The 20,225-nt window shown below is 43.6% G+C and carries 20 protein-coding genes; 14 read left to right on the top strand and 6 right to left on the bottom strand.

The features are described 5' to 3' along the window. Positions 1–10: 10 nt before the first annotated feature. A complete protein-coding gene (gene mobQ / locus DFR28_RS04525) occupies positions 11–1,738 on the bottom strand; it encodes a MobQ family relaxase (RefSeq protein WP_113953083.1) in 1,728 nt (575 codons plus the stop codon). A 265-nt stretch (positions 1,739–2,003) separates the two neighbouring features. Here mobQ and DFR28_RS04530 point away from each other — a divergent pair, with 265 nt between their 5' ends. The 9 genes from DFR28_RS04530 (at position 2,004) to DFR28_RS04570 (ending at position 10,578) form a co-directional block, all read left to right on the top strand. Next, positions 2,004–2,597: a papain-like cysteine protease family protein gene (locus tag DFR28_RS04530; protein ID WP_113953084.1), complete on the top strand. Its 594-nt coding sequence runs from the start codon at positions 2,004–2,006 to the stop codon at positions 2,595–2,597. 9 nt (positions 2,598–2,606) lie between these two features. After that, on the top strand, positions 2,607–3,371 hold the full coding sequence (locus DFR28_RS04535) for a hypothetical protein (RefSeq protein WP_113953085.1): 765 nt from the start codon (positions 2,607–2,609) through the stop codon (positions 3,369–3,371). 24 nt (positions 3,372–3,395) lie between these two features. Next, positions 3,396–3,869, top strand: a complete 474-nt coding sequence (locus DFR28_RS04540; protein ID WP_113953086.1) for a hypothetical protein — start codon at positions 3,396–3,398, stop codon at positions 3,867–3,869. Positions 3,870–3,949: 80 nt separating this feature from the next. Beyond that, positions 3,950–4,600 carry a hypothetical protein gene (locus tag DFR28_RS04545; RefSeq protein ID WP_147250927.1) on the top strand — a complete coding sequence of 217 codons (651 nt, stop codon included), beginning with the start codon at positions 3,950–3,952 and terminating at the stop codon, positions 4,598–4,600. A 76-nt stretch (positions 4,601–4,676) separates the two neighbouring features. Beyond that, positions 4,677–5,681 carry a hypothetical protein gene (locus DFR28_RS04550; RefSeq protein WP_147250928.1) on the top strand — a complete coding sequence of 335 codons (1,005 nt, stop codon included), beginning with the start codon at positions 4,677–4,679 and terminating at the stop codon, positions 5,679–5,681. A gap of 15 nt (positions 5,682–5,696) precedes the next feature. Then, on the top strand, positions 5,697–6,389 hold the full coding sequence (locus DFR28_RS04555) for a DUF1353 domain-containing protein (RefSeq protein ID WP_113953089.1): 693 nt from the start codon (positions 5,697–5,699) through the stop codon (positions 6,387–6,389). Positions 6,390–6,747: 358 nt separating this feature from the next. Continuing rightward, positions 6,748–7,812, top strand: a complete 1,065-nt coding sequence (locus DFR28_RS04560) for a protein kinase domain-containing protein (protein ID WP_113953090.1) — start codon at positions 6,748–6,750, stop codon at positions 7,810–7,812. Then, positions 7,805–9,364 carry a tetratricopeptide repeat protein gene (locus DFR28_RS04565; protein ID WP_113953091.1) on the top strand — a complete coding sequence of 520 codons (1,560 nt, stop codon included), beginning with the start codon at positions 7,805–7,807 and terminating at the stop codon, positions 9,362–9,364. Before DFR28_RS04560 ends, DFR28_RS04565 begins: the two co-directional genes overlap by 8 nt. Before the next feature lie 239 nt (positions 9,365–9,603). Then, positions 9,604–10,578 (top strand): transposase, encoded by a 975-nt coding sequence (locus DFR28_RS04570; RefSeq protein ID WP_113953092.1) that lies wholly within the window; start codon positions 9,604–9,606, stop codon positions 10,576–10,578. Positions 10,579–10,866: 288 nt separating this feature from the next. Here the strand turns inward: DFR28_RS04570 and fic are convergent, their stop codons facing one another. From fic to DFR28_RS04585, 3 genes are all read right to left on the bottom strand, one after another. Beyond that, positions 10,867–11,967, bottom strand: a complete 1,101-nt coding sequence (fic, locus tag DFR28_RS04575) for a protein adenylyltransferase Fic (RefSeq protein WP_113953093.1) — start codon at positions 11,965–11,967, stop codon at positions 10,867–10,869. A gap of 338 nt (positions 11,968–12,305) precedes the next feature. Then, on the bottom strand, positions 12,306–13,055 hold the full coding sequence (locus DFR28_RS04580) for a hypothetical protein (protein ID WP_147250929.1): 750 nt from the start codon (positions 13,053–13,055) through the stop codon (positions 12,306–12,308). 286 nt (positions 13,056–13,341) lie between these two features. After that, positions 13,342–14,313 (bottom strand): YeeE/YedE thiosulfate transporter family protein, encoded by a 972-nt coding sequence (locus tag DFR28_RS04585; protein WP_113953095.1) that lies wholly within the window; start codon positions 14,311–14,313, stop codon positions 13,342–13,344. Positions 14,314–14,501: 188 nt separating this feature from the next. Between DFR28_RS04585 and DFR28_RS04590 the strand changes: the two genes are divergently transcribed. The 4 genes from DFR28_RS04590 to DFR28_RS04605 are packed head-to-tail and all read left to right on the top strand — an operon-like array spanning position 14,502 to position 17,056. Continuing rightward, positions 14,502–14,867 carry a BufA1 family periplasmic bufferin-type metallophore gene (locus tag DFR28_RS04590; RefSeq protein WP_113953096.1) on the top strand — a complete coding sequence of 122 codons (366 nt, stop codon included), beginning with the start codon at positions 14,502–14,504 and terminating at the stop codon, positions 14,865–14,867. A gap of 32 nt (positions 14,868–14,899) precedes the next feature. After that, on the top strand, positions 14,900–15,742 hold the full coding sequence (gene bufB / locus DFR28_RS04595) for an MNIO family bufferin maturase (protein ID WP_113953097.1): 843 nt from the start codon (positions 14,900–14,902) through the stop codon (positions 15,740–15,742). After that, the gene (locus DFR28_RS04600; protein ID WP_113953098.1) at positions 15,729–16,517 is read left to right on the top strand and encodes an HvfC/BufC N-terminal domain-containing protein; all 789 of its coding nucleotides are present in this window, start codon (positions 15,729–15,731) and stop codon (positions 16,515–16,517) included. Before bufB ends, DFR28_RS04600 begins: the two co-directional genes overlap by 14 nt. Then, positions 16,514–17,056: a DoxX family protein gene (locus tag DFR28_RS04605; protein WP_113953099.1), complete on the top strand. Its 543-nt coding sequence runs from the start codon at positions 16,514–16,516 to the stop codon at positions 17,054–17,056. The genes DFR28_RS04600 and DFR28_RS04605 overlap by 4 nt, the downstream gene beginning before the upstream one ends. A 94-nt stretch (positions 17,057–17,150) precedes the next feature. Here the strand turns inward: DFR28_RS04605 and DFR28_RS04610 are convergent, their stop codons facing one another. Beyond that, complete coding sequence (locus DFR28_RS04610) at positions 17,151–18,431, bottom strand: hypothetical protein (RefSeq protein WP_113953100.1); 1,281 nt, start codon at positions 18,429–18,431, stop codon at positions 17,151–17,153. A gap of 210 nt (positions 18,432–18,641) precedes the next feature. On the opposite strand from DFR28_RS04610, the gene DFR28_RS20145 reads away from it, so the two are divergent. Beyond that, positions 18,642–18,782: a choice-of-anchor Q domain-containing protein gene (locus DFR28_RS20145; RefSeq protein ID WP_425455464.1), complete on the top strand. Its 141-nt coding sequence runs from the start codon at positions 18,642–18,644 to the stop codon at positions 18,780–18,782. A gap of 152 nt (positions 18,783–18,934) precedes the next feature. Here the strand turns inward: DFR28_RS20145 and DFR28_RS04615 are convergent, their stop codons facing one another. After that, on the bottom strand, positions 18,935–19,960 hold the full coding sequence (locus tag DFR28_RS04615; RefSeq protein WP_170131973.1) for a formylglycine-generating enzyme family protein: 1,026 nt from the start codon (positions 19,958–19,960) through the stop codon (positions 18,935–18,937). Positions 19,961–20,225: the final 265 nt, after the last annotated feature.

Consider the following 20,225-nt stretch of genomic DNA (forward strand, 5'->3'; position numbering starts at 1 on the left):
CTGCCTATTTTTAATAACCTAGATCGTCCTCTTCTTTCTCCTGAGACTGTTCAGATTCAACTTGTTTTTCTTCAGCTTTATTCAGCATTGAATCGATCTCTTGTCGCTCAGAACTGACCTCAATGGCTTCCGCTTGCGAAGTGTCTTGGGGTTGATCCAAGTTATCTAATTCAGGTTGCTCTAGCTTTTCAAAGTGTGCTTTGTGATCGGCCATTGCCTCAGCATCTTGCCGTTCGACTACACCTTGGTAATACGCCGCTTCTTGTTTATTCGCGGCCGTCATATTAGCTTGCATGTTGTCTTCAAAAATTTCAGTATCTTGGTTCATAGGGTCTCCAGTAAATGAGTTGGTATTTGATTCGAGTTGCTTCTGTGTGTCCGCCGTCTTCTTCTCAACTTCGGCGAGTAATGCGCGGTTCGATTTGATTCGATCTTGCACGTGACTGCGAGCTTCAGACCGTTCAGAAATTTGTTTTTGAATGCTTTCGGCCTTTGCAGATTTTTCTTCGACTTGGCCGCTGATGTCTGAATAGACATTCGCTTCAATTTCAGTTTTCTTTATCTTGTGATCGTAGGCTGCTTTTGAGGAAGACTTTGAAACAGCATCGGCCATAGTTGGCGCTCGATGTTCCGAGATCGTTCGGTGCATCGATTCAAATTTTTGCGCCTTCTCAATTTCAAAATCTTGCTTACGTTGTTCAAATTTTTCTTGGCGCTCGAACCATTTTTTCTTAGTTGGCTCAGACGCTGAAAAACTGTGGTAATCGCCAACCGATTTTTCTATTTCTCGGTCATGCCATTTTTGATATCTGTCGTGCTTAGCTTGCAAGTCTTTTAGAACTTGGCCGCGTGATTCATTAACTTGATCAACTGCGGGTTTTAGACGTTCAGCCTTCCTTAAATCACTGTTTGCCTCTTTGCGCTCCTTGTATAACCCTGAGAGTTCGTTACTTAACTCACGTTGTTCTTTATGAAGTTGTTTGAGTTCACGAAGCGCTTGAACACGCTCTTTATTTAGATCGCGTATCTGTTTGTTGAGCTCAGCTCGTTCAGAGAATTCGTTACGTCGATCAAGAGCATTTCCACTTGGCCCAATATGCACAGTTGGTTGACGATCAATTCCTTGCTCTTTCAAGCTTCGACTATCAATACGTTCATCTTTACCAGAACGCTCAAGCGAATTATTGGCGTGCTCTTCCCATGTCTGGCGAATATTGTTGACTTCTAATCTACCGCGCGGGTTCTCTCCACGAATTTCATCTAGCTCGCGCGTCTTTGCTCCAAAACCTTGCTCATCAATTCGACGCGTAGTCATTAAAATATGAGCATGATAATTACGATTATCACCTTCGCAATCTGGCTCATGGATCGCGTAGTCAACACCAGTTTGATAACGATCAGAAAGGTGCTTAGCGTAGTTTTCGATAAGCTCTTGGCGCGACTCTTGATCTAACTCATGTGGTACAGCGACAAGAACTTCACGAGCAACCGTAGAGTTCTTTCGGTTCTCCGCTGCTTCGGCTTCGTTCCACAGAGTGTCGCGTTGATATAACTCACGGGGAGCATTACTAGGTAATACGATACCTGTCGTTTCAACGCCACCACGGTTAGTGTAATTATGGATTTCGCCCGTGCGAATATCTTCTATCGAAGTGCCACTTCGATACGCAGCGGCAGCGGTGGCCGAACGGCCTTTAGATCGACTGATTGTCTGTACACGACAGCTATAGATCGCCATAAAAAATTCAAACCTTGGTTTTAATTTTTGTCGCACGCAAACTGAAAGTTTGCATAAGTGCGCCCTTATTTTCTTACGAAAATTTTACGGGATGGGGTTCCGCGATACACCTGTAGTGTTTGTTAACTAAGAGTAACTAAGACTTTTTCAGGTTGGAAATAGACACTAAAAATTTATTTTAATAAAAAAATTGTTTACCCAAGTTGTAATTTCTAAATAGAAAAGACTATTATTAGATAGCATGGGGACAGTAAAGGAGTGAAATATGGGGATTAAATACTTAGCAAAGAGAGTCGTATTAGTTGTAGTTTTCGTTTTTTTAGCGAGCACAAAAATTGGTGTCGCAAATGCTCAAAATTTACCTAGGCCTATTGATCTTCGGATACAAAACATTAGCCAACAAACTCCAGTTTGGTGCTGGGCAGCGGTTGCTCAACAAATAGTGATGTCACTACAAGGAGTTCAGGGAACACCAGCACAGTGCTCAATGGTAGCAATCGCAAATAATAAACCTCCTCAATATTGTTGTAGCGATTTCCGAAGGTGTTCTGTCACTGGAAGCCTTCAACAAATTCAAGGTTTGATAGCGCACTTTGGAGGTCGCTATTCATCGATTAATCCTCCGGCCGATCCTATGACGATCTACAACACTCTCCTAGCAGGACGGCCGATCATAATGGCTGTGAAAACAACTCCATATGCTGGCCACGTTGTAGTTATTAGAGGAATGAAATGGATAAATACGCGATACGGCCCAAGAGCGATTCTCTTGATTAATGATCCTCTTGCATTTTTCTCAGCAGAGGTTGATTTCCAATCAATAGGACCCTATTGGCAAGCAGCTATCGTTGTAAATTAGGATTCAACAATGAAACTAAGAATTTATTTGGTCTTAATAACCTTACTTACTGGTTGTGCTTCAACTGACTTCCAAAGCGAAAGCTATGGATACATTACCTTAGGAAGTTTCGATGGATGTTCAGCAACAAAAGCGTCGTCACACTCAGGTTATAAAAACTATGACCTGATCTATTTCCCTGGGAACTCTAATTTTGAAAATCATTTTTTTAATCATTCTCAATGGATAATAGAAGAAATGAAATTGGACGATCATGAGATACCCAATATCTATTTTTATGAAGATTACAATTCACCGAATGCGATGGCGCTGTCTTTTGGAATCGATCCAGGCAGCAACTATACAATCCTTTTTGGCAGGAATATGCTTTGGAATAATGTACTCAATCTAGAGGGAAACAACCTAAAAACTGCTGAAATTTGGTCAATTTTAGCCCATGAGTATGCTCACATAGGCCAGTATTTAGAGGGTGTTAATGGAGACACGCCCAACCTTGAATTAATGGCTGATGTCATGTCAGGTTGGTATGTGGGAATGGTCGTTTCAAATTTTGGAAATTATGAAATCGTGAACGCTAACAAATTGCTCAATGTACAACTCGCTATGGAAGATGCTTATCAATCAGGTGACTACTCTTTTAATCACCCAGATCACCATGGCACACCAAAGCAAAGGCTCGCTGCATTTAGGTATGGACTAAACATTGCAATCAACGACCCAACCATAAGTTGGTGGGGAGTTTTTGATATGGCAAAAAATCGATATGGATTATAGAGCCTTACATAATAACGCAAGAGAATGACGAGACAAAAATCATTAAATATACTATGGAGAAGACTAATAACTATCTTCGTTATTCTAATAGGAACAGCTATTTGCATCTTCTATTTTGGCAATGAAATACGTGTTTTAGCCCTACTATTTATCTTTGGAAATCTTGGCAGCTATTTAAGTATACACAAAAGCCTAGGAGATCTAGACGACGATGAAGTTATCGAGCTCTCAAACTCATGGCTAGCATTAATTACACCCGCCATTGTTGGGGGTATTTTATCGATTATGCTTTACATTCTCTTTCTTTCTGGACTGGTTGGCGGTGAGCTGTTCCCTACATTTAAAGAGGATCCACAAGTTCGTTCAGGTCTCGATGCTCTTCTCGACCAGCACGCGACCGGAATGGCAGAATATGCCAAATTACTATTTTGGGGTTTTCTCGCGGGATTTAACCAAAAGTATGCGATTGACATCATTAGCTCTGTTAGACACAAATGATTCAAAACTGTCCTAAACATAAAACAACTGAACCCAATAATTACACTAACTTTAAGCGAAAGAGCGGAGTTGTAGACCCCATGCATAAGTCTTTAGTTTTATTAACAGTTATTATCTTAATGGCTATTCCTTTGACAGTTATGTCCCAGAGTATTAAGCCTGATTTCAGAAAGACAAATGATCAGGTAGAAGAAATTTTATCTGAGTGGCAATCATCAAATAGAATATTGTTAGACTCACGGACTACAGGTCTTATATCCGGAGAAATCGAGTATTTCAAAAGCATCTTTGGCAAGCGCCAGTACAACCCAAATTATCAAGAAGCTCTTAATTTAGTCTCAAACACAAAGACACTGAAACCTATAGTTTATAGATATCTGGAGGATTCACTAGATAGCGAAAACCACTTACTTTTACGAAGCCGTTTGGTAAAAGCAATTGGTATGGAACCAGGATTGGATGGTTCACCTATCTCAAAAACAAACCCATTTCGATTAGCTAATTACAACGAAGAATTACCTAACGGCCTTTATAAAATAAGCTCTGGAGGTAAAAGTGGAACAGCGGAAATCGAGACAAAAAGATTTCTGATTCAGGCCGGACTTCACACCATTCTAAACGTTTCAACTGGAGAAATATGGGATATAGATGAAGAAGGAAGGCAAGATACATATCGTAATCCAGGGTTTGTACCTAAGACAGAAACCGACAAACGTGAATGGTCCCGATAGACTTATATTTGATTTGGCTTACTCAGTGAAACTAGCATCGAAATTTCTCATATTTCTGATTTGTTACTCGATCACCATGTCATCAATGTCAGGCGAGCTCGTCAAACGAACAACAGATAATCGCGAGGATTTTCTCGTAGCTACTCCACTTGAGCACTACTGCAATAACATAGCGCCTAACAATCGAGCTGCGGAGCCGATACCTATTCTTGGCAACCAACCTGCAGGGGTACCCTCTCCTTTGCTTCGTGCGAAATTACTTAAGATAAAAATTATTGATGTATCCCGCACTTGCGATAAACCTTGTTTAGAAAAATTATCTAGTACAATTTTGAGCTCTATCGGACTTTGGCGTAGTGGTTGCGCAAGATGCAGTTCAGCCTCTCTTAACCTTGTCGAGATCAATAATTCTCTTTGGCTAGACTCAATAACCCATGACAAGTGGAGCTATGCCTTAAACAACTCACGAAAGTATGCTCAATATGACCCTCATTCAGTATCTCGAGTCAATTTTGCAAACCTTGGAAGACAGCCCGTCGCAGACTACATACGAGCAAAAATGTCGAAAGTGACAAATAAAATATGCAGTCGCGAAAACTTATTCACTATGAATGATTTTGTTGAAAGCCAGCTGTGCAATAGAAACAACTTTGCTAAAGAATCTTGTCCGTCTGAGGATTGCTTCGAGCTTCCAATTTATCTGGGAAAGGAAAATCCATATTGCGAACTAACGGAAAGTAAAATCGCTTGTGGGTCACCAGATGGCGCTATCGCATTAAATACTGATAACTATAAGTTTCTTATGAGATCCAAAAGTCTAAAAATTGAGAACGGGACATTTGGTGAGGGACCCACCGTACTCTTGCAACACACAATCACTCATGAAGTCGGTCATTGGTTTGGCTTACAGCATGATAATGATGACGCAATAGAGGCGGTAGCCAACATAATGTTTGATGGCTATAGTAGAGGGAGGGAGTGGTGCTTAACTCTAAACAACCTAAAAGAATTAAACGAAGCAGTAGATAAAAACTGGAAAGATAGGCTTTCTTCGAATTCTGGGCTTCGATACATTAAATAGTAGGAATACAGGCATATGATAAAAATTAAACTGTTCGCATTTGTAACGCTATTCTGCTTTTGTATAAATGTTCATGCACAGAGGTTTGAATATGAAAAGACCATGGAATTTAAAGAAGAGTGTGAAAACTGCCTACTATCTCCATTTTTAGCTGTTGCTATTTTTCATGATCAGGAACGAGATGGAAGGAAAATAGGCGTAGTTTTGAGCGATTATTTCTACTGCCATGAGGGAAGTAACGAGGTCTATCGAGTTCCGACAGGATTTGAAACAGATTTCTTATCTATTCCGAACTTTATTACTCCTGCTATAAGATCAAAAGATTTTATGGAAGCTGGTGTTGTTCACGACTGGCTGTACGCCGTTGGAGAGAAAGGTAAAAAAAAGCATGCCGATACCGTTTTCAGAGACATGCTAGGGGAACAAGATGCATCACGACTAACGCAAGCTGCTATGTACGGTGGAGTTAAGTATGGAGGTAAATCCTCTTACGGTACACGTCCGGAGATACCAATATTTGATCTTGAGAAGATGGTTAGGGTAACACCTTCACCCATTCAAAAACCTAAAAAAGCAGCTTATGATGAGCTCGACTGCTCAAACCAAAAAGCATTTACTGCCTTCAGGAAACAACATGCTGGCAAGAAAGCATACACTAAAGTTGTCGAAGACTACGAAGTTAAAGGCTTTAAATTAGTCGAGGACTAGTGCTTCAAATATTATTTATCTAAACTTACTCCATGGGTACAAATTAGGTACATTCGTCAGCTTTTACAACTTACCTCTAATTACTATAAATTACTGATTACTAATTAGCTTATGTATCGCCTAGTTACGCTTAGATTATCCCAGATAATCTAAGCTTATTGCTTCAAAGACACACTGAAAATCCCCGTGTCGGCAGTTCGATTCTGTCCCTGGCCACCATTAAACCACTGTTTTATATAATTTTTTTGATACTTTCTCAAAAAACAATAACCCTTGTCTTGATCAAGGGGCAAATAGAGGGTAATGAAACTTATGACTGAGGGTTGGCATCTATGAAACATGCCTCTATTATTAGGGTATGAAATCAAACTCGAGAAAGGAACTCAAGGGAGTCACGCTAAACGAGCGTTTTCAAGTAACTGACGATCGATTAGGAAAATACGATTACAACGGTTATTTTGGAGATGGAAAATTTGGCATAGACTTGAAAACAGGAGAAGAGGTTTTTATTAAAACCATTGTTTTCGGCACTCAAAGGAGAAGGTTCGAAGGTGAAACTGCCACGCAACAAATTGAAAGGGAAACACACGCATTCAATCATGAGCGCCGGTTACTAGAAGTTTGTCTAAAGCACAACTTAAAGCGAATTGCTAAGCTTGTCGATGTCGGTGAGGTTAGCGATGATAATGGAGATCTAGAATACGCATACATGGCTTTCGAGAAGGCCGAAAGCAATGGACACATAAAAAATGTTACTGAGGTGCAGGACTCTTTCGGCTTTAGACTTCAACTTATGAAGGATGTCTGCGTTGGTCTTTCTCAACTACACCAACGATCTATAGCCCACCAAGACATAAAGCCCTCTAACATTCTCAAAACAAAAGAAAAAGGCGAAGATCGAGGAAAAATAACAGACCTCGGCAGAGCCAGCATAGAAGGAGATGGCATAGCACATGATTTAGCTGATTGGGCAGGACAAGGAATGTACGCAGCGCCAGATAGATTGTACAGAGTTCAAACTTCAAACTGGAATCTGAAAAGAACCTCAAGTGACCTTTACCTTTTTGGCTCTCTAATGTGGCAATACTTATCAGAGAGTGATATTCCACTAACTCGAGAATGGATGAAACGCTTAACCGAACCTCTAAAACCAGGTAATTTTTCAGATACCTACGATCAAGTCCTCCCCCATTTAGTTATAGTTTTTGAAGAAATATTTTCGGATGCAATTAACGATTGCGAATCCGAAATTGAAAGAGAACTCATCACCATTATCAAGGAGCTCACCAACCCAGACCCAGCGCAGAGAGGAAGCAAATCCTTCAGCACCAGAATTGATCGACATTCACTACATCCCTTCATATCAAGGCTTGACCGACTTTTAAAAACGCATTTAGCACAATCAAGAACAAGTAATGCATAGCTTAATTAGCCGCAAGTCCCGACGAGTAATTCCTCGATGGAGACTTGCATCAGATAATGATGCGCTTAGATATTCTGAAGGAAACAAGAACTTTACACCTCTTGTTCTAAACTCAGATTTAGAGAAGTCTTACGTCAAATGGAGCTCAACCAAAAGCCCTGATTCGGCTATCGAACTCGCTATAGCCTTCGAGGCCTTCGGCGATTGGAGCTCAATTTCAAGAGAGAAAATACAATCTGAATTTATACAGTACGGAGGCTGTGATATTGCCTTGAAACTTATGGAAAGAGCTGAAGCCACGCAGGCGATTCAAAGCAACTATATGCTTCCTAGTTCTCGAGATGGAATTGGCGCTCAACTCAGATTAGCGAGAAATGCTACTCGCAGCCAGCCGCTCAGCTCATTTGCCTGGCTGGCTTTAGCTCGCTCCTACACTATCTTAGGCCTACATTCATCGAAAAAATGCGAGCAAGCCATCAAAATTGCGTGCCAATTGTCGCCCAGTAGTAGATACGTGGCTCGCGTTGCTGTCAGATACTTCATTCATAGAGAATTACCAGATCGAGCGATAGATGTACTTGCAAAGTCTGGCCGAGCGCTTTCCGACCCATGGCTAGCGTCAGCGCTTATAGCATCACGTGAAATCGCTCAAACCCCCCAAAAATCAGTCAACAGACTGCTACGCCTCTCTAACGATCCTACTTGGACAACTTTTTCCAGAAGCGAGCTATTAACAGGATTAGCCAGTTTAGAAGCAGGACATGGCTCTGATAGAACAGCCAAAAAATTGTTTAATGTCGCCATTACTGACCCCACTGAGAATGCGCTTGCACAAGCACAGTGGTTCTCGAACTTTCACCAAAACCTGGTAATTCCGCAAGAAACAATCGATAACACAAGAGCTTTTGAGGCAATGGAAACCAGGGCCTTCAAAAATGGCAATTGGGGTAAAGTGCTAGAAAGCTCCCGCGCATGGCAAGCAGTAGAGCCCTTTTCTAAACGCCCAGCTTTAAATGGGTCAATGGTTGCGCTAAGCGTACTAAACGATCCCAATGCTGCGCTTGAGCTAATGAAACCCGCTTATATCGCTAATCCAACTGACCAAACGGTTGCAAATAACTATGCGGTCAGCCTCGTCTGTTCTGGTCAACTGATGGAGGCAAGCAAAATCATAAAGACTGCTGTGGAGAACGGCAAAGATACAGAAATTCATTCGCTAATGGCCACTACTGGCTTGCTCCTATTTAGGGCTGGTGATACTGAAAATGGACGGGAGTTTTATACCAACGCGAGAATAGCTCTCCGCAAGGATAAGAACAGGAGAAATGAGTTTATATGTGGCCTGTATTGGGCGAGGGAAGAAGCTATAGCTGGGAATTTAGAGAGATCAGAACAGTTAATCACTGAGGCAAAAAGCGCTTATAAAGTCTACAAGGATGACAAATTGGCATCGGCTGCTCTGAAGTCCCTGGGAGAACATAAGGCCATAACCCCACAATCAGAAGCTATAATTACCCCACATTTACCCCTTAATATAGATATATTTAATTAATACGAATATAAATAATAACTTATGTTATTTTGAACGGGGATTATTAATCATATGTTGAGATGATTTGTCATCTGCTGTACTCTGATTCGGTCAGATAAACTTAGATTGATAATACAGACTCGTGGACCAGCAAGAAAATTTTCAAAGAACGAATTAGCGGGACACCCACTCAAAATAATTGCAATGCCCATTAAAACATGAGAATGTAAACTCTCATACGGAAATTAACGGAGCCATGGATGACTCTACCAAGGAAATCACTCGTTTCACTGTCTGAAACGCCCTATTACCATTGTGCCTCTCGCTGCGTGCGACGTGCGTTTTTATGTGGCGTTGATCACTACACTGGGCAGTCTTTTGAGCATCGCCGCAGCTGGTTAGAGAAAAAACTGCTCGATACAGCATCTATATTCGCGATTAAGCTCTGTTCTTATGCAGTAATGAGTAATCACTATCACGTGGTACTGCATGTGCGCCAAGACCTTGCCTCTGATTGGTCTAATAAGGAGGTAGTCACACGCTGGCATCAGCTATTCAACGGCACCCTATTCTCACAACGCTATCTGGCAGGTGAGCCGCTACTTGACGTTGAACGAGAAGCTCTGAACAAAGACATTGTTGTTTGGCGAGAACGCCTCACTGATATTTCTTGGTTTATGCGCATCGTCAATGAGTTTATTGCTCGTAAAGCCAACGCCGAAGACAAATGTACTGGCTCATTCTGGGAAAGTCGATTTAAGAGCCAAGCATTATTAGACGAGCGTGCACTCTTGTCCTGTATGGCTTACGTAGACTTAAACCCCGTTCGAGCCAAGATGGCAGCCACCCCAGAAGTCTCTGAGCATACCGCTGTTCGTAAACGAATTCACTTGCTGCAAACGTCACAAGCAGAGCCGCGCTATTTAGAGAGCTTCGTGGGAACTAAACAAGATTCCATCGGAATTCCGTTTAAACTAAAAGAGTATATAGAGCTCGTCGATTGGACTGGACGAGTCATCAGACAAGATAAGCGCGGAGCCATAAGCGAAGAGCTACCACCTATTCTTGGTCGATTAAACCTGCCAATCGATTCCTGGCAAATACTCACCACACAATTTGAGCGGCAATTTAGAAACTGGGTAGGCTCAGAACACATCGTTAAACAAGCTTGCAGTAACCAAGGCTACAAACGGGTTCCATCCGCACGACATCAACGCCACTTGCTTCCTACTTAGACTAAAGCATATTCAATTCAGAAAGCGACTATCGCGCTACGCGAGGCCGACACTCGTACACAATATAAGGAACACAGCAATTTTAGGCTGAAAACGTCAAAATACCTATCACGGCGTAAAAAACGAACCTATTCGAAGTACACAGTAATAAACCAAGTAGGTCAATCTGGTTTCTTCTAGTCGTGTCTGTCCATTATGGATGCATCCAGTTTGAAAACAAATACTATTCCCTGCTAGAAAGTGTCTACTATAGTCTGGGAAGCCCAAACTCACAATTAAGCATAGAGGCTAATACAGCTCGAATTCGTTGTTATCCTGTGTCACTAACTTGACTAACTTAGGGTGTAAAAATAGCTGCTCACGCCCAAGTTGGTTCTGTTCTAAAACCCCTATTTCAACTAACTTCTTTAAGTATTCAGATGCGGTTTGCCGTTTAGCGATACCCGCTGTGACTAGATCACCAATACGGCAGTAAGGTTGAGCAAAGATCACATCGATTAATTCCCGGCTGTATATCTTTGGCAACTTATACCGAACATGTTCTGTCGTATGGTCAGCTAGCCGACGTATGTTACTTATTTTTTGTGTTGTCCAAGTTGCGGTACTTCTTACTGCCTCCAACATATACAACAACCAGTCTTCCCAAGATTCATTTTTTGTGACTGCAAGTAGCTTGGTGTAGTAGTCTGCCTTATTAGCAATAATGTAACGGCTTAAATAGAGAATCGGTAGATTTAGCAGTTCCTCTTGAACCAAATATAAAATGTTTAAGACTCGCCCGGTACGACCATTGCCATCTGTGAATGGGTGAATTGCCTCAAATTGATAATGCATAACGGCCATACGGATTAATGGGTCTAACTCAGGCTGCTCATGAAGTAGCTTCTCCCAGTTACCAAGCAGACTTCTTAGTAATGTCTCACCTACTGGAGGTGTATAAATAGTTTCTCCAGTAGCAGTGTTAGTTAAATTTGTGCCCGGCACTTTTCGTACCAACATTTCCACACCCTTTATCTGGCTGCATATTGTCTCTGCGCTATTAGTATTTAGGGGTCGCTGAGATAAAGCCTTCCAACCTTCGTAAAGAGCCCTTCGATAACGTAGAGCTTCCTTCGTAGCTGAATCGGCTTGATCATCATGTTCGGCAAACTTAAATAGCTTGTCGGAGGTGGTCACGATATTTTCTATTTCAGAACTATCTTTAGCTTCAAGCAGCGGCAAAGTATTAATCAACATCGCTTGATTAGGTATTAAATCTGCAGCTTGTTTTAGTTCAGCGAGTGCAGCTCTAGCGTTAATACAGCTCTTTAATACTGCTTTAGTTTCTAACTCAACGGAAGGAGGCAACAAAGGAAGTTCGTTATAGGGTTTACTTGGATCCCATTGCATATGTTTATATTCTTCGATTATTTCGACACGTAGGGAGCTTATGTCGATGGCATCGACACGTCAACAAGATGTGTCGATGTTTTTCTATTTTATCGACACGTATATAAGCTTATATAAATGACTTGTCTTACGCTGTCAGCGGCACTGTTTTATATTGAGCTCTAAATCGGAAATTAGCGGGACACCCACTCCAAATAGTACTCGACCAATCGGTGTTCTGCGGATCAAAAATTACGTCGCTGGTATCCTGGATTAAGTGGCTTGGTGGAGACTGGCTCTTAGTCTGGGTGTCCCAGCTATTTCGTTACATCACATTGAGCATCTTGCTAGTAATACCCCTACCGCTTTGTTTTTAATGGAAGGTGAGAACTCTCATCTAGGCTCCCCTCAGGGCCTCCAATATGCGAAATTGATTCCACCGGTTGGTTTTCCACGATCTTTGCCAAATCTTTACTAACATCGACGAGAACCTGGATTACAGCGACCTCGTGCACTGCACCCAATACTGGCTGATAGCGATTATAGTCATCGCCTAAATAATGTTTGAAAATAATAGATTTCCAATCACTGGCGTATGCTTCCGAATCATTGCCTATAAAAACTTCACCGCTTGAGTGCTTTTTTGGGAAATCTCCGTCGTTCGAAAACGCCAATGTAACAAGATATCTTTCGTTCTTTACGCCTCCCATCTTTTGAGCAACTTCGGGTTTGAACTGAGATCGAAATTGTAGGTACTTTTGAAAATTATCGTTACGGTTAGATGATTGCTCTTTCGAATGACTGTTCACACTCTCTTTCGGTTTGATTTTCTGACCAAAAGGGCTTTCTGCTTTAGGAAGGGTGTCCCGCTGTCGAGCGGCCTCAAAAACAGCCTCGACAATATCACCGTTCTCGAATGATCTAAATTGGTCGATAGATTCTTGGATCTCGGCTGGAGTCATTACCGGCGACGGTTGCTCACAAGGCACCACTATTTTTTTACCAGAGAGCGTTTTATCAAAACACTCATCAAACCCTTTTTTGCTGTAAGCCACATAATCTGACTCTGCTTTCACCAAGCTGAACGGTGCCAAGCTCAGCATCGCCACGCAGCAAAATCCCTTTATTATTCTCACGTTTTCATCCTAATAAGATGTTCTTTAAAAAGCCATTCTCACGCATTAACGATCAACGGTCCACTAGACTCTCCCACTCAGAGTTAAGTCTATACAAAAATACCAGCCGTATATATTCTGAGCTGGAGTACTACCGCGGAATCAAACTAACCCATACTTAGAGGCATGAACAGACGAATCTATTGACCAATGTAAGTATGGATATCTCTCAGCAATAACTTACTTCACAACCGCCACGCAAACGGCAGCTCCGCTCTACCTAATTAGCAAAATACCGCCGATATACCCACCTCTCCACCACAATCCCGCTCAACATACCTACCACCGCGGCCATGCTTGCGAACGACAAAGTTGGCAACCCGAGGAGCAAGTGGGAGTCATTGCCGCCCAGAGCGACAGCACCACCAATGCCCATTAGCGTGCCGGCTGGAAAATGTCGAAAAACGCGCTTGATGGTGATTTTTTGCAAACGAAACTGTTGCGCTCGAATCGCTGAATACCACATTCCAAAGGTCAGCCCGAGTAATAATAAATAGCGCTGAGCACTCGGCCAATCGGTGTTCTGCGAATTAAAAATCACATCGCCGGTATCCTGAATTAAACGGCTTGGTGGCCAATCTGGTTGCAGTAGAAATAGCGTAGAAGCGAGCAAGCCGAAGACAATAATTCCAAGCCACAGTCTGCGCTGATCTGGTTTAAAAACCAAGCGTTGCACGGTAATCAAAAAAGCCGGCACAAAGAACCAGAAAATAGTTTGGTTAGAGAAATGCTCTGTGGTTTGATAGAACTCAAAGCTCCAACCGCCCCGCAACGAAACGCTCATCCATAAGCACCAGCCGACGGCCCAGCCACCCATGGTCAGCATCATCGACAGGTCGCCCTTAGTGAATCGGTTCATGGTCGATACTGAGCAAGCTTGATTGATTCCGGCACCGATACCGAAGATGAATCCACCTAACAAGAAGACCGGGTGGAACGCATAACGTGGCATACTATTTTCCCAGCCGAGATAACTGGTAGCCAGAAAATAGACCCACAGCCAACAGCCGCTAAGTAATATCGCTAGTAACAGTGCAGAGTCACCGTCGAGCGCCTGGCCCACACCTCTAATTAAGCAAATACCAATCCGCTGTGCGATGAAGCCAATCACTGCAATTATCAGAAGTGAGATCGTAATTGTAGTCACAATGATTTCTATGTCTTTGCCAAATTTGGCGTGTGTTTCACTCACTTAGACCGAGGTATTCTGCCGACTATTACATAAAAAATAGCGCTGTCGCCTTAGCTGATTTTTCAGCTGCGGCTAGTCTAATTCACGGTAGCTCTAACCATCCGTTAAAAACTTTTTGCAAGCAATCGCTGAATACACCGATCTAATAGCTTGCAACATTCATTTCATTATCAATTCGGAGTAAATTCATGAACAAGACTAAACTGGCTCAATTATTACTTACAGGCGCAGCCATTGCAGCGACGAGCTCTATTTCAGCAAAACCAAATGACCAACTTACCGTTGCCGAAGGTGCTTCTGAAAAAGTTGCGGCTAGCTTGAATGCTTGGATCGCGACCGGCAAATCACCAAAGGGTAGAAAAGACAAGTGTTATGGCATTGCCTTAGCCGGTGAGAATGATTGCAAAGCAGGTGCTGGCACCTCTTGCGAAGGAACCTCGACTATTGACTTTCAAGGCAACGCTTGGACCTATGCACCAAAAGGTAGCTGTGAATCAATCGTTACTCCAAACGGCCCCGCGTCATTGGAAGAGCTTGATCGAGATAACGCATAACAATCAGCAAAACTGATTGTATAACTAACAAGATGATAGGTTCCGCCGGCGTCGGTTTTAAGCCCGACTACTTTGAGGATATTGCTTCTATGCCAGAGAATGATCTCTGGCTAGAGGTACATACTGAAAACTATCTGGTCGACGGCGGCCTGAGACTTGAGCATTTAGAAAAGCTCAGGCAAAACCACCAAATTAGTTTTCATGGCGTTTCGGCATCGCTGGGTAGTGGCAAGGCGCTGGACTCAACGTTCATGGCCTCAATCAAGAAGTTGATTGATCACTTTCAACCTTGCAGCGTTTCTGAACACGCTGTTTGGTCGCGTTATGCGGGCCAGTATTTTCCGGATCTTCTGCCGTTACCCAGAACGCAGCAAGCACTATCAAGCTTGGTGGACGGGGTCTCGGCCTATCAAGATGGTATCGCAAGAACCATCTTGCTGGAGAACCCAACCAACTATCTTGATTTTGTCAGCGAGATGGATGAGCCTGAGTTTTTAGTCGATGTCGCAAACCGTACCGGCTGTGGCTTGTTACTCGACGTCAACAATCTGTACCTGAGTAGTATTAATTGCGGCATGGACACGCATAAATATATTGATGCCCTGCCGACCAATCTGGTGGGGGAAATCCACGTAGCTGGTTTTACCCCGGACCCCGAACACGCAACTAAGCTGTATATCGATAGCCACGCTGAGCCGGTGAGCGAAGACGTTTGGAGTTTGCTTGACTACGCACTTGAACGTCTTGGCCCCTTGCCGGTGTTAGTCGAACGTGATGATAATTTGCCGCCATGGGCGGAACTATTCGCTGAACGTGAGCGCGCGCAATCAGTAATCAAAAAACACAGTGGCGGGAAAAAACATGTCACAGCTTGACGCCTTTTTTGAGCACTTCGCAACGTATATTTCCACCGGTGATGCATCGGCACTCTCACCGTATTTGTCTGAAACGTCTAACCCTGAGTTTCTTAAGGTCTACCGAAATGGTGCCTTTAAGGCCGGCGTCGACGCCTTATCTGCCAACTTTCCAACACTAAAAAAGGTGCTAGGAGACGAGCCCTTTAAGTCGCTTTGCCGAAGCTATATTTCAGAAAACTGGCCAAGCGATACGCGGCTCTCTAGCTATGGCGATGGCCTGAGCGATTACATCAGAAAATGCACCAAACATAGCTCAGACCCTCACGCATCACGGCAAGTCGATTTTGCGATGCTTGACTATGCATGGTTGAGTTCATTGCTTGCCCGAGATGAGGCGCCACTTAGCGCCCAATCTATTCTCGCAATATTGAACGACAACGATACCCAAGGCCTAGACCAATTACAGCTATCAAGCTCGGTTCGGCTAGTTCAACTGTCGGGTAACAATATGCTTGAATGGGTTCATTTAAAGTTCAACCAAGATGGCAATTTGAACCATGAAAACTCCAAATCCCTATTATTTTGGCGCCAAGACAATGTTGTTCATTATCGAGTGCTGAACAAATTTGAAGGTCAATTCATCCGCACGCTCGCGGACTCTGGATCAATTTTTGACGCGGCAGAAGCGGCTATTAACGCACAACCAAACGAGGATGTAAGTGCGCTATTTTCAGCACTTTTAAGTTCTGGTGTATTAACCCAATCATCGACTGAGACACAAGCTATATTATGACGATCATGAGCCGCATTAAATCCACCTATCAGCGCCTGACCGAAACCACCGGGCTGATAACTATAGATCTCTCGCAACTCTTTTTACGCCTGTTAGCAGCGAAGGTTTTTCTAAGCTCTGGGCTTACAAAATGGAACGGACTATTTCAGTTCAACGAAGAAAAATACGACCTATTCATGTATGAGTTCTTTTGCCCCGAGCCTATTCGTGAAGGCGCATTGTTACTTTGCAATCCAGAAACTCTCGATTATGAAGAAGGCGCTACGATTGTCAGTATTATCAAAGCCTTCGCGTTAACCGCAGGTGTCATGGAAGTTCTGCTTCCGGTACTACTGATTGCAGGGCTATTCACCCGCTTTGCCGCAATAGGCCTACTTGCCATGACATTGTTTATTCAATTGGCTGTGTTTCCTGAGTGGTCTCACTGGTGGAACCCAGCCGCATGGTGGGCCGTTACACTACTTGCCATCGTTGCTACTGGGCCTGGGCGACTATCTCTCGACCGACTATTTGGGCTCGACACAGGGAATCGAGTTTAGGCCATTCTTAGTGTTGAGCCACTTAAGTGGCTCAACGTCTGAAAAACGCAGTGAAAATAACAGATGGATTTTCTAAAACAACTCCGTGTCTAAACTATTCATCAAGAAGCAATTGTAATACTGGCACGGTGGTATTGGTTTTCTTTTGTGCCGGAAGTTGGTAGACCGACACAACGGGTGAACCCGCATTTGAATTTGCGGTCGCCGACTTCAGCAATAAGAACAATTTGCCCGTATCAGGATCATATGCGCCACCACTAACGGCGCCAGTGATACCTTGTTCACCATATTGAACATAGCGAGAGTCAAACTCACCATATTCATAAGGTAAAAGTGTTTTCGATGGCGAGCTGGAGAGAATATCTTTTACGTCATACAGCCAGTAATAAGGCGATGCATCATGCGGATCACGTGGGCATGGGCCACCACATAACCGACCATTAGTCTGGGTTATTTTATAGCCGCCGCCAGAGTTATGCATGGCTGACCCACCCAATACCACAAAGGTTCGAGTGCCAGCAGCAATAAATCCAAACCAAGCGCCACTGTTGTGCGTCCACAGCTTGTTATTGAGTGACTCATTGTAGCCATCCCAATTGCCCGGCGAGGTCGATAATGGCTTGCTTAAGCTGTAAGACAACCATTCTTTGCTCTGAATATTGCCGGATGTTTTTCCACCAAAATCAGCAGGGTTAAAGGCAAACAAACTAGGGCCAATGCTTACCCGCGCATTGATCGGCACACCGCCGCCATTACCCGCAAGATATTTACCCTGTAATAACGATTGCCATTGCCTTGGTATTGGTGAGATATAGCTTAGCGTTTTTCCGGCGCCGGCAAGATCAAAGAAGCCATTCACCTCGGAATTAGCTAGATCATTGTGATTTCGCACTACCAACGTCGTGTTGGTGTCCGTCGCCGGCGCATCGTAATAGTCATAGACTTGCAGATACAATTCGCTACCGATTACGGCCATGCCACCGAAACTATCCATGCCTTGACTGTTAGCAGTGGATGCACGTGGAAGCAGCGGCGTGAAATCTTGTACGGCCGTAGCATTAGGTAAATTATCCGGATTGCCCGACTGCCCTAAGGTGTTCGGAATCTTAAATTCACCAGTAGCATCCGTGTAAACGTGAGAATCTATAAAAACCGTTTGAGTACTCTTGTTATAGGCAATGCGGCCATTTGCATAGCCCGTGCTCAACCTTTCATCATACGACGTCATCGCATTTTGATAATCTACTTTAAAGGCTCCCACAAAATTGTTTTCAATATGTGAAATTGATATCAAAGGCAAATCAAGTGGGTCTTCGGCAAAACACGGTTTAACGGTTATTGCTAGAAGCAGGCTAGCTAGTATGGTTAATTTCATTGGTCACCTTGTCTGAGATAATTCTATCTGTATTAAGTTGAGCAGTGACAGTTCAACTAGTGCGATCAATTTTTATTGATATCGGCATGACTATGACACGCTTGCGGGTCATTCACGGTCAAATCCATGCTAACAAAAATCACTTCGCGTTACCCGCATAGAACCATTCGATACCATTACCTGGCCAAAACTTGTTTTTTCTGAGTTGATTTGAAATCGGCTGCGTCCCGTGTTTATTCATTAACCGAGGCGGCCCCTGCGATTAATGCAGGTAATTCCAGCACATACGAATCGACTGATCAGCGCGGGCATGATCGGCTAGAAATTTGTGCTATTGGCGCGTTTGAATAGGCCAGACCAGAATCTGGATTGATTGCTATTCCGCTGGCCGACGGAAACACTGCAGTGGTTACAAACTAACCCTCACCCTTCCTCGTAAGTGCTTGTGTTGTTGGGGAGCATCTCAGTCTTGATCTGGCTCCCCAACTTAGTACCCAGCTGGTTTACTGAACGTGCGACAAAACAAGCCGGAACCCTATGTGATTTGCCCGAGACGAGAGAAAATAATTGTTGCGATATCCTGAACGTGTTGCTCTGGCTATGGAATTCCAAGCACCACCTCGAATAACGCGGTCATCGCCGCTTGCTGGGCCGCTAGGGTCAGTTACATCACCCGAATAAGGCTCATATGCATCCCAATTCCATTCAAATACATTGCCGTGCATGTCGTACAAGCCCCAACTATTAGCTTGCTTTTGTGCAACAGGTTTGGTGCCTTGACCATAGGCCGTAACACCACTAGCGTTTTCCATCTCATCATTGTAAGAATACCAGCCCATCGCATGTAAATTGCGATTAAAGCCGTCATTCGTTTGGGTGTCTGAATCATCAAACATGATGGGGTTAGCATAAGCCTTGGTGGTGCCTGCACGAGCGGCGTATTCCCACTCAGCCTCAGTTGCCAAGCGATAACCTGTGCAACTAGTATTCTGCGACACCGTGGTAATGGCAAATGCACCACTACCAGGAGTGCCTGAAACACCGGAAAAGGTATAGCAAACACTTCGACCTTCATCCAACGATAAACGGTTTGCGAAATATAACGCATCATACCAATTTACATTTTCCACTGGATGAGTGTTATCACCAGGGTTGCTAGTAGAGGGGTTTGCCCCCAACGCAGAATCCACGATAACGTCATTCCACTGTGCATTGGTGACTTCAGTGATTTGCATCTTAAACGCTTTAGTCAGGGTAACCATATGCTCAGATTCAACCCCGTATCGTCCCGGTTCGTTGACGGGGCTGCCCATAGTAAAGCTACCCGCTGGCAGTTCATTAAACTGCATGCCTATGCTGTTGGTCACGGTGGTGGCTACTGGGTGTGAAATAGCCGGAATGTCATCGCCGGCCATCGGTATCACTACAACTTTGTTGTGTGCCAATGCGGTTTGGCCTATTAGCATCATGATAAGCGCCAGTAAGGCAGTTTGAGTTTTTGCGTGTATAGCTAACTTTCGTGGTTTCATTTTTTCTGCCGTGTAAGGTCGATACTTATTGGTCTTAGGGACAAGCTCGTAACGACGGCATCGTATCACCCGTGCTCCAAGCAGCCAAAGGGCCAAATAGCCATCCACGGTTAGCGACTGGGCAGAAATCCAGCACATCCGGTTTTATTGCATCAATCGCCTTACTATGCCGACCGGCTTAGTTTTGATCCAATTCGAGTGGCTGAGCTAGTCATCCATGATGCTCAACCACTGATACATTATTAGCTAGAAAACCAACCTGAGT

The organism is Arenicella xantha (genome assembly GCF_003315245.1).
GTDB classification, from domain to species: domain Bacteria; phylum Pseudomonadota; class Gammaproteobacteria; order Arenicellales; family Arenicellaceae; genus Arenicella; species Arenicella xantha.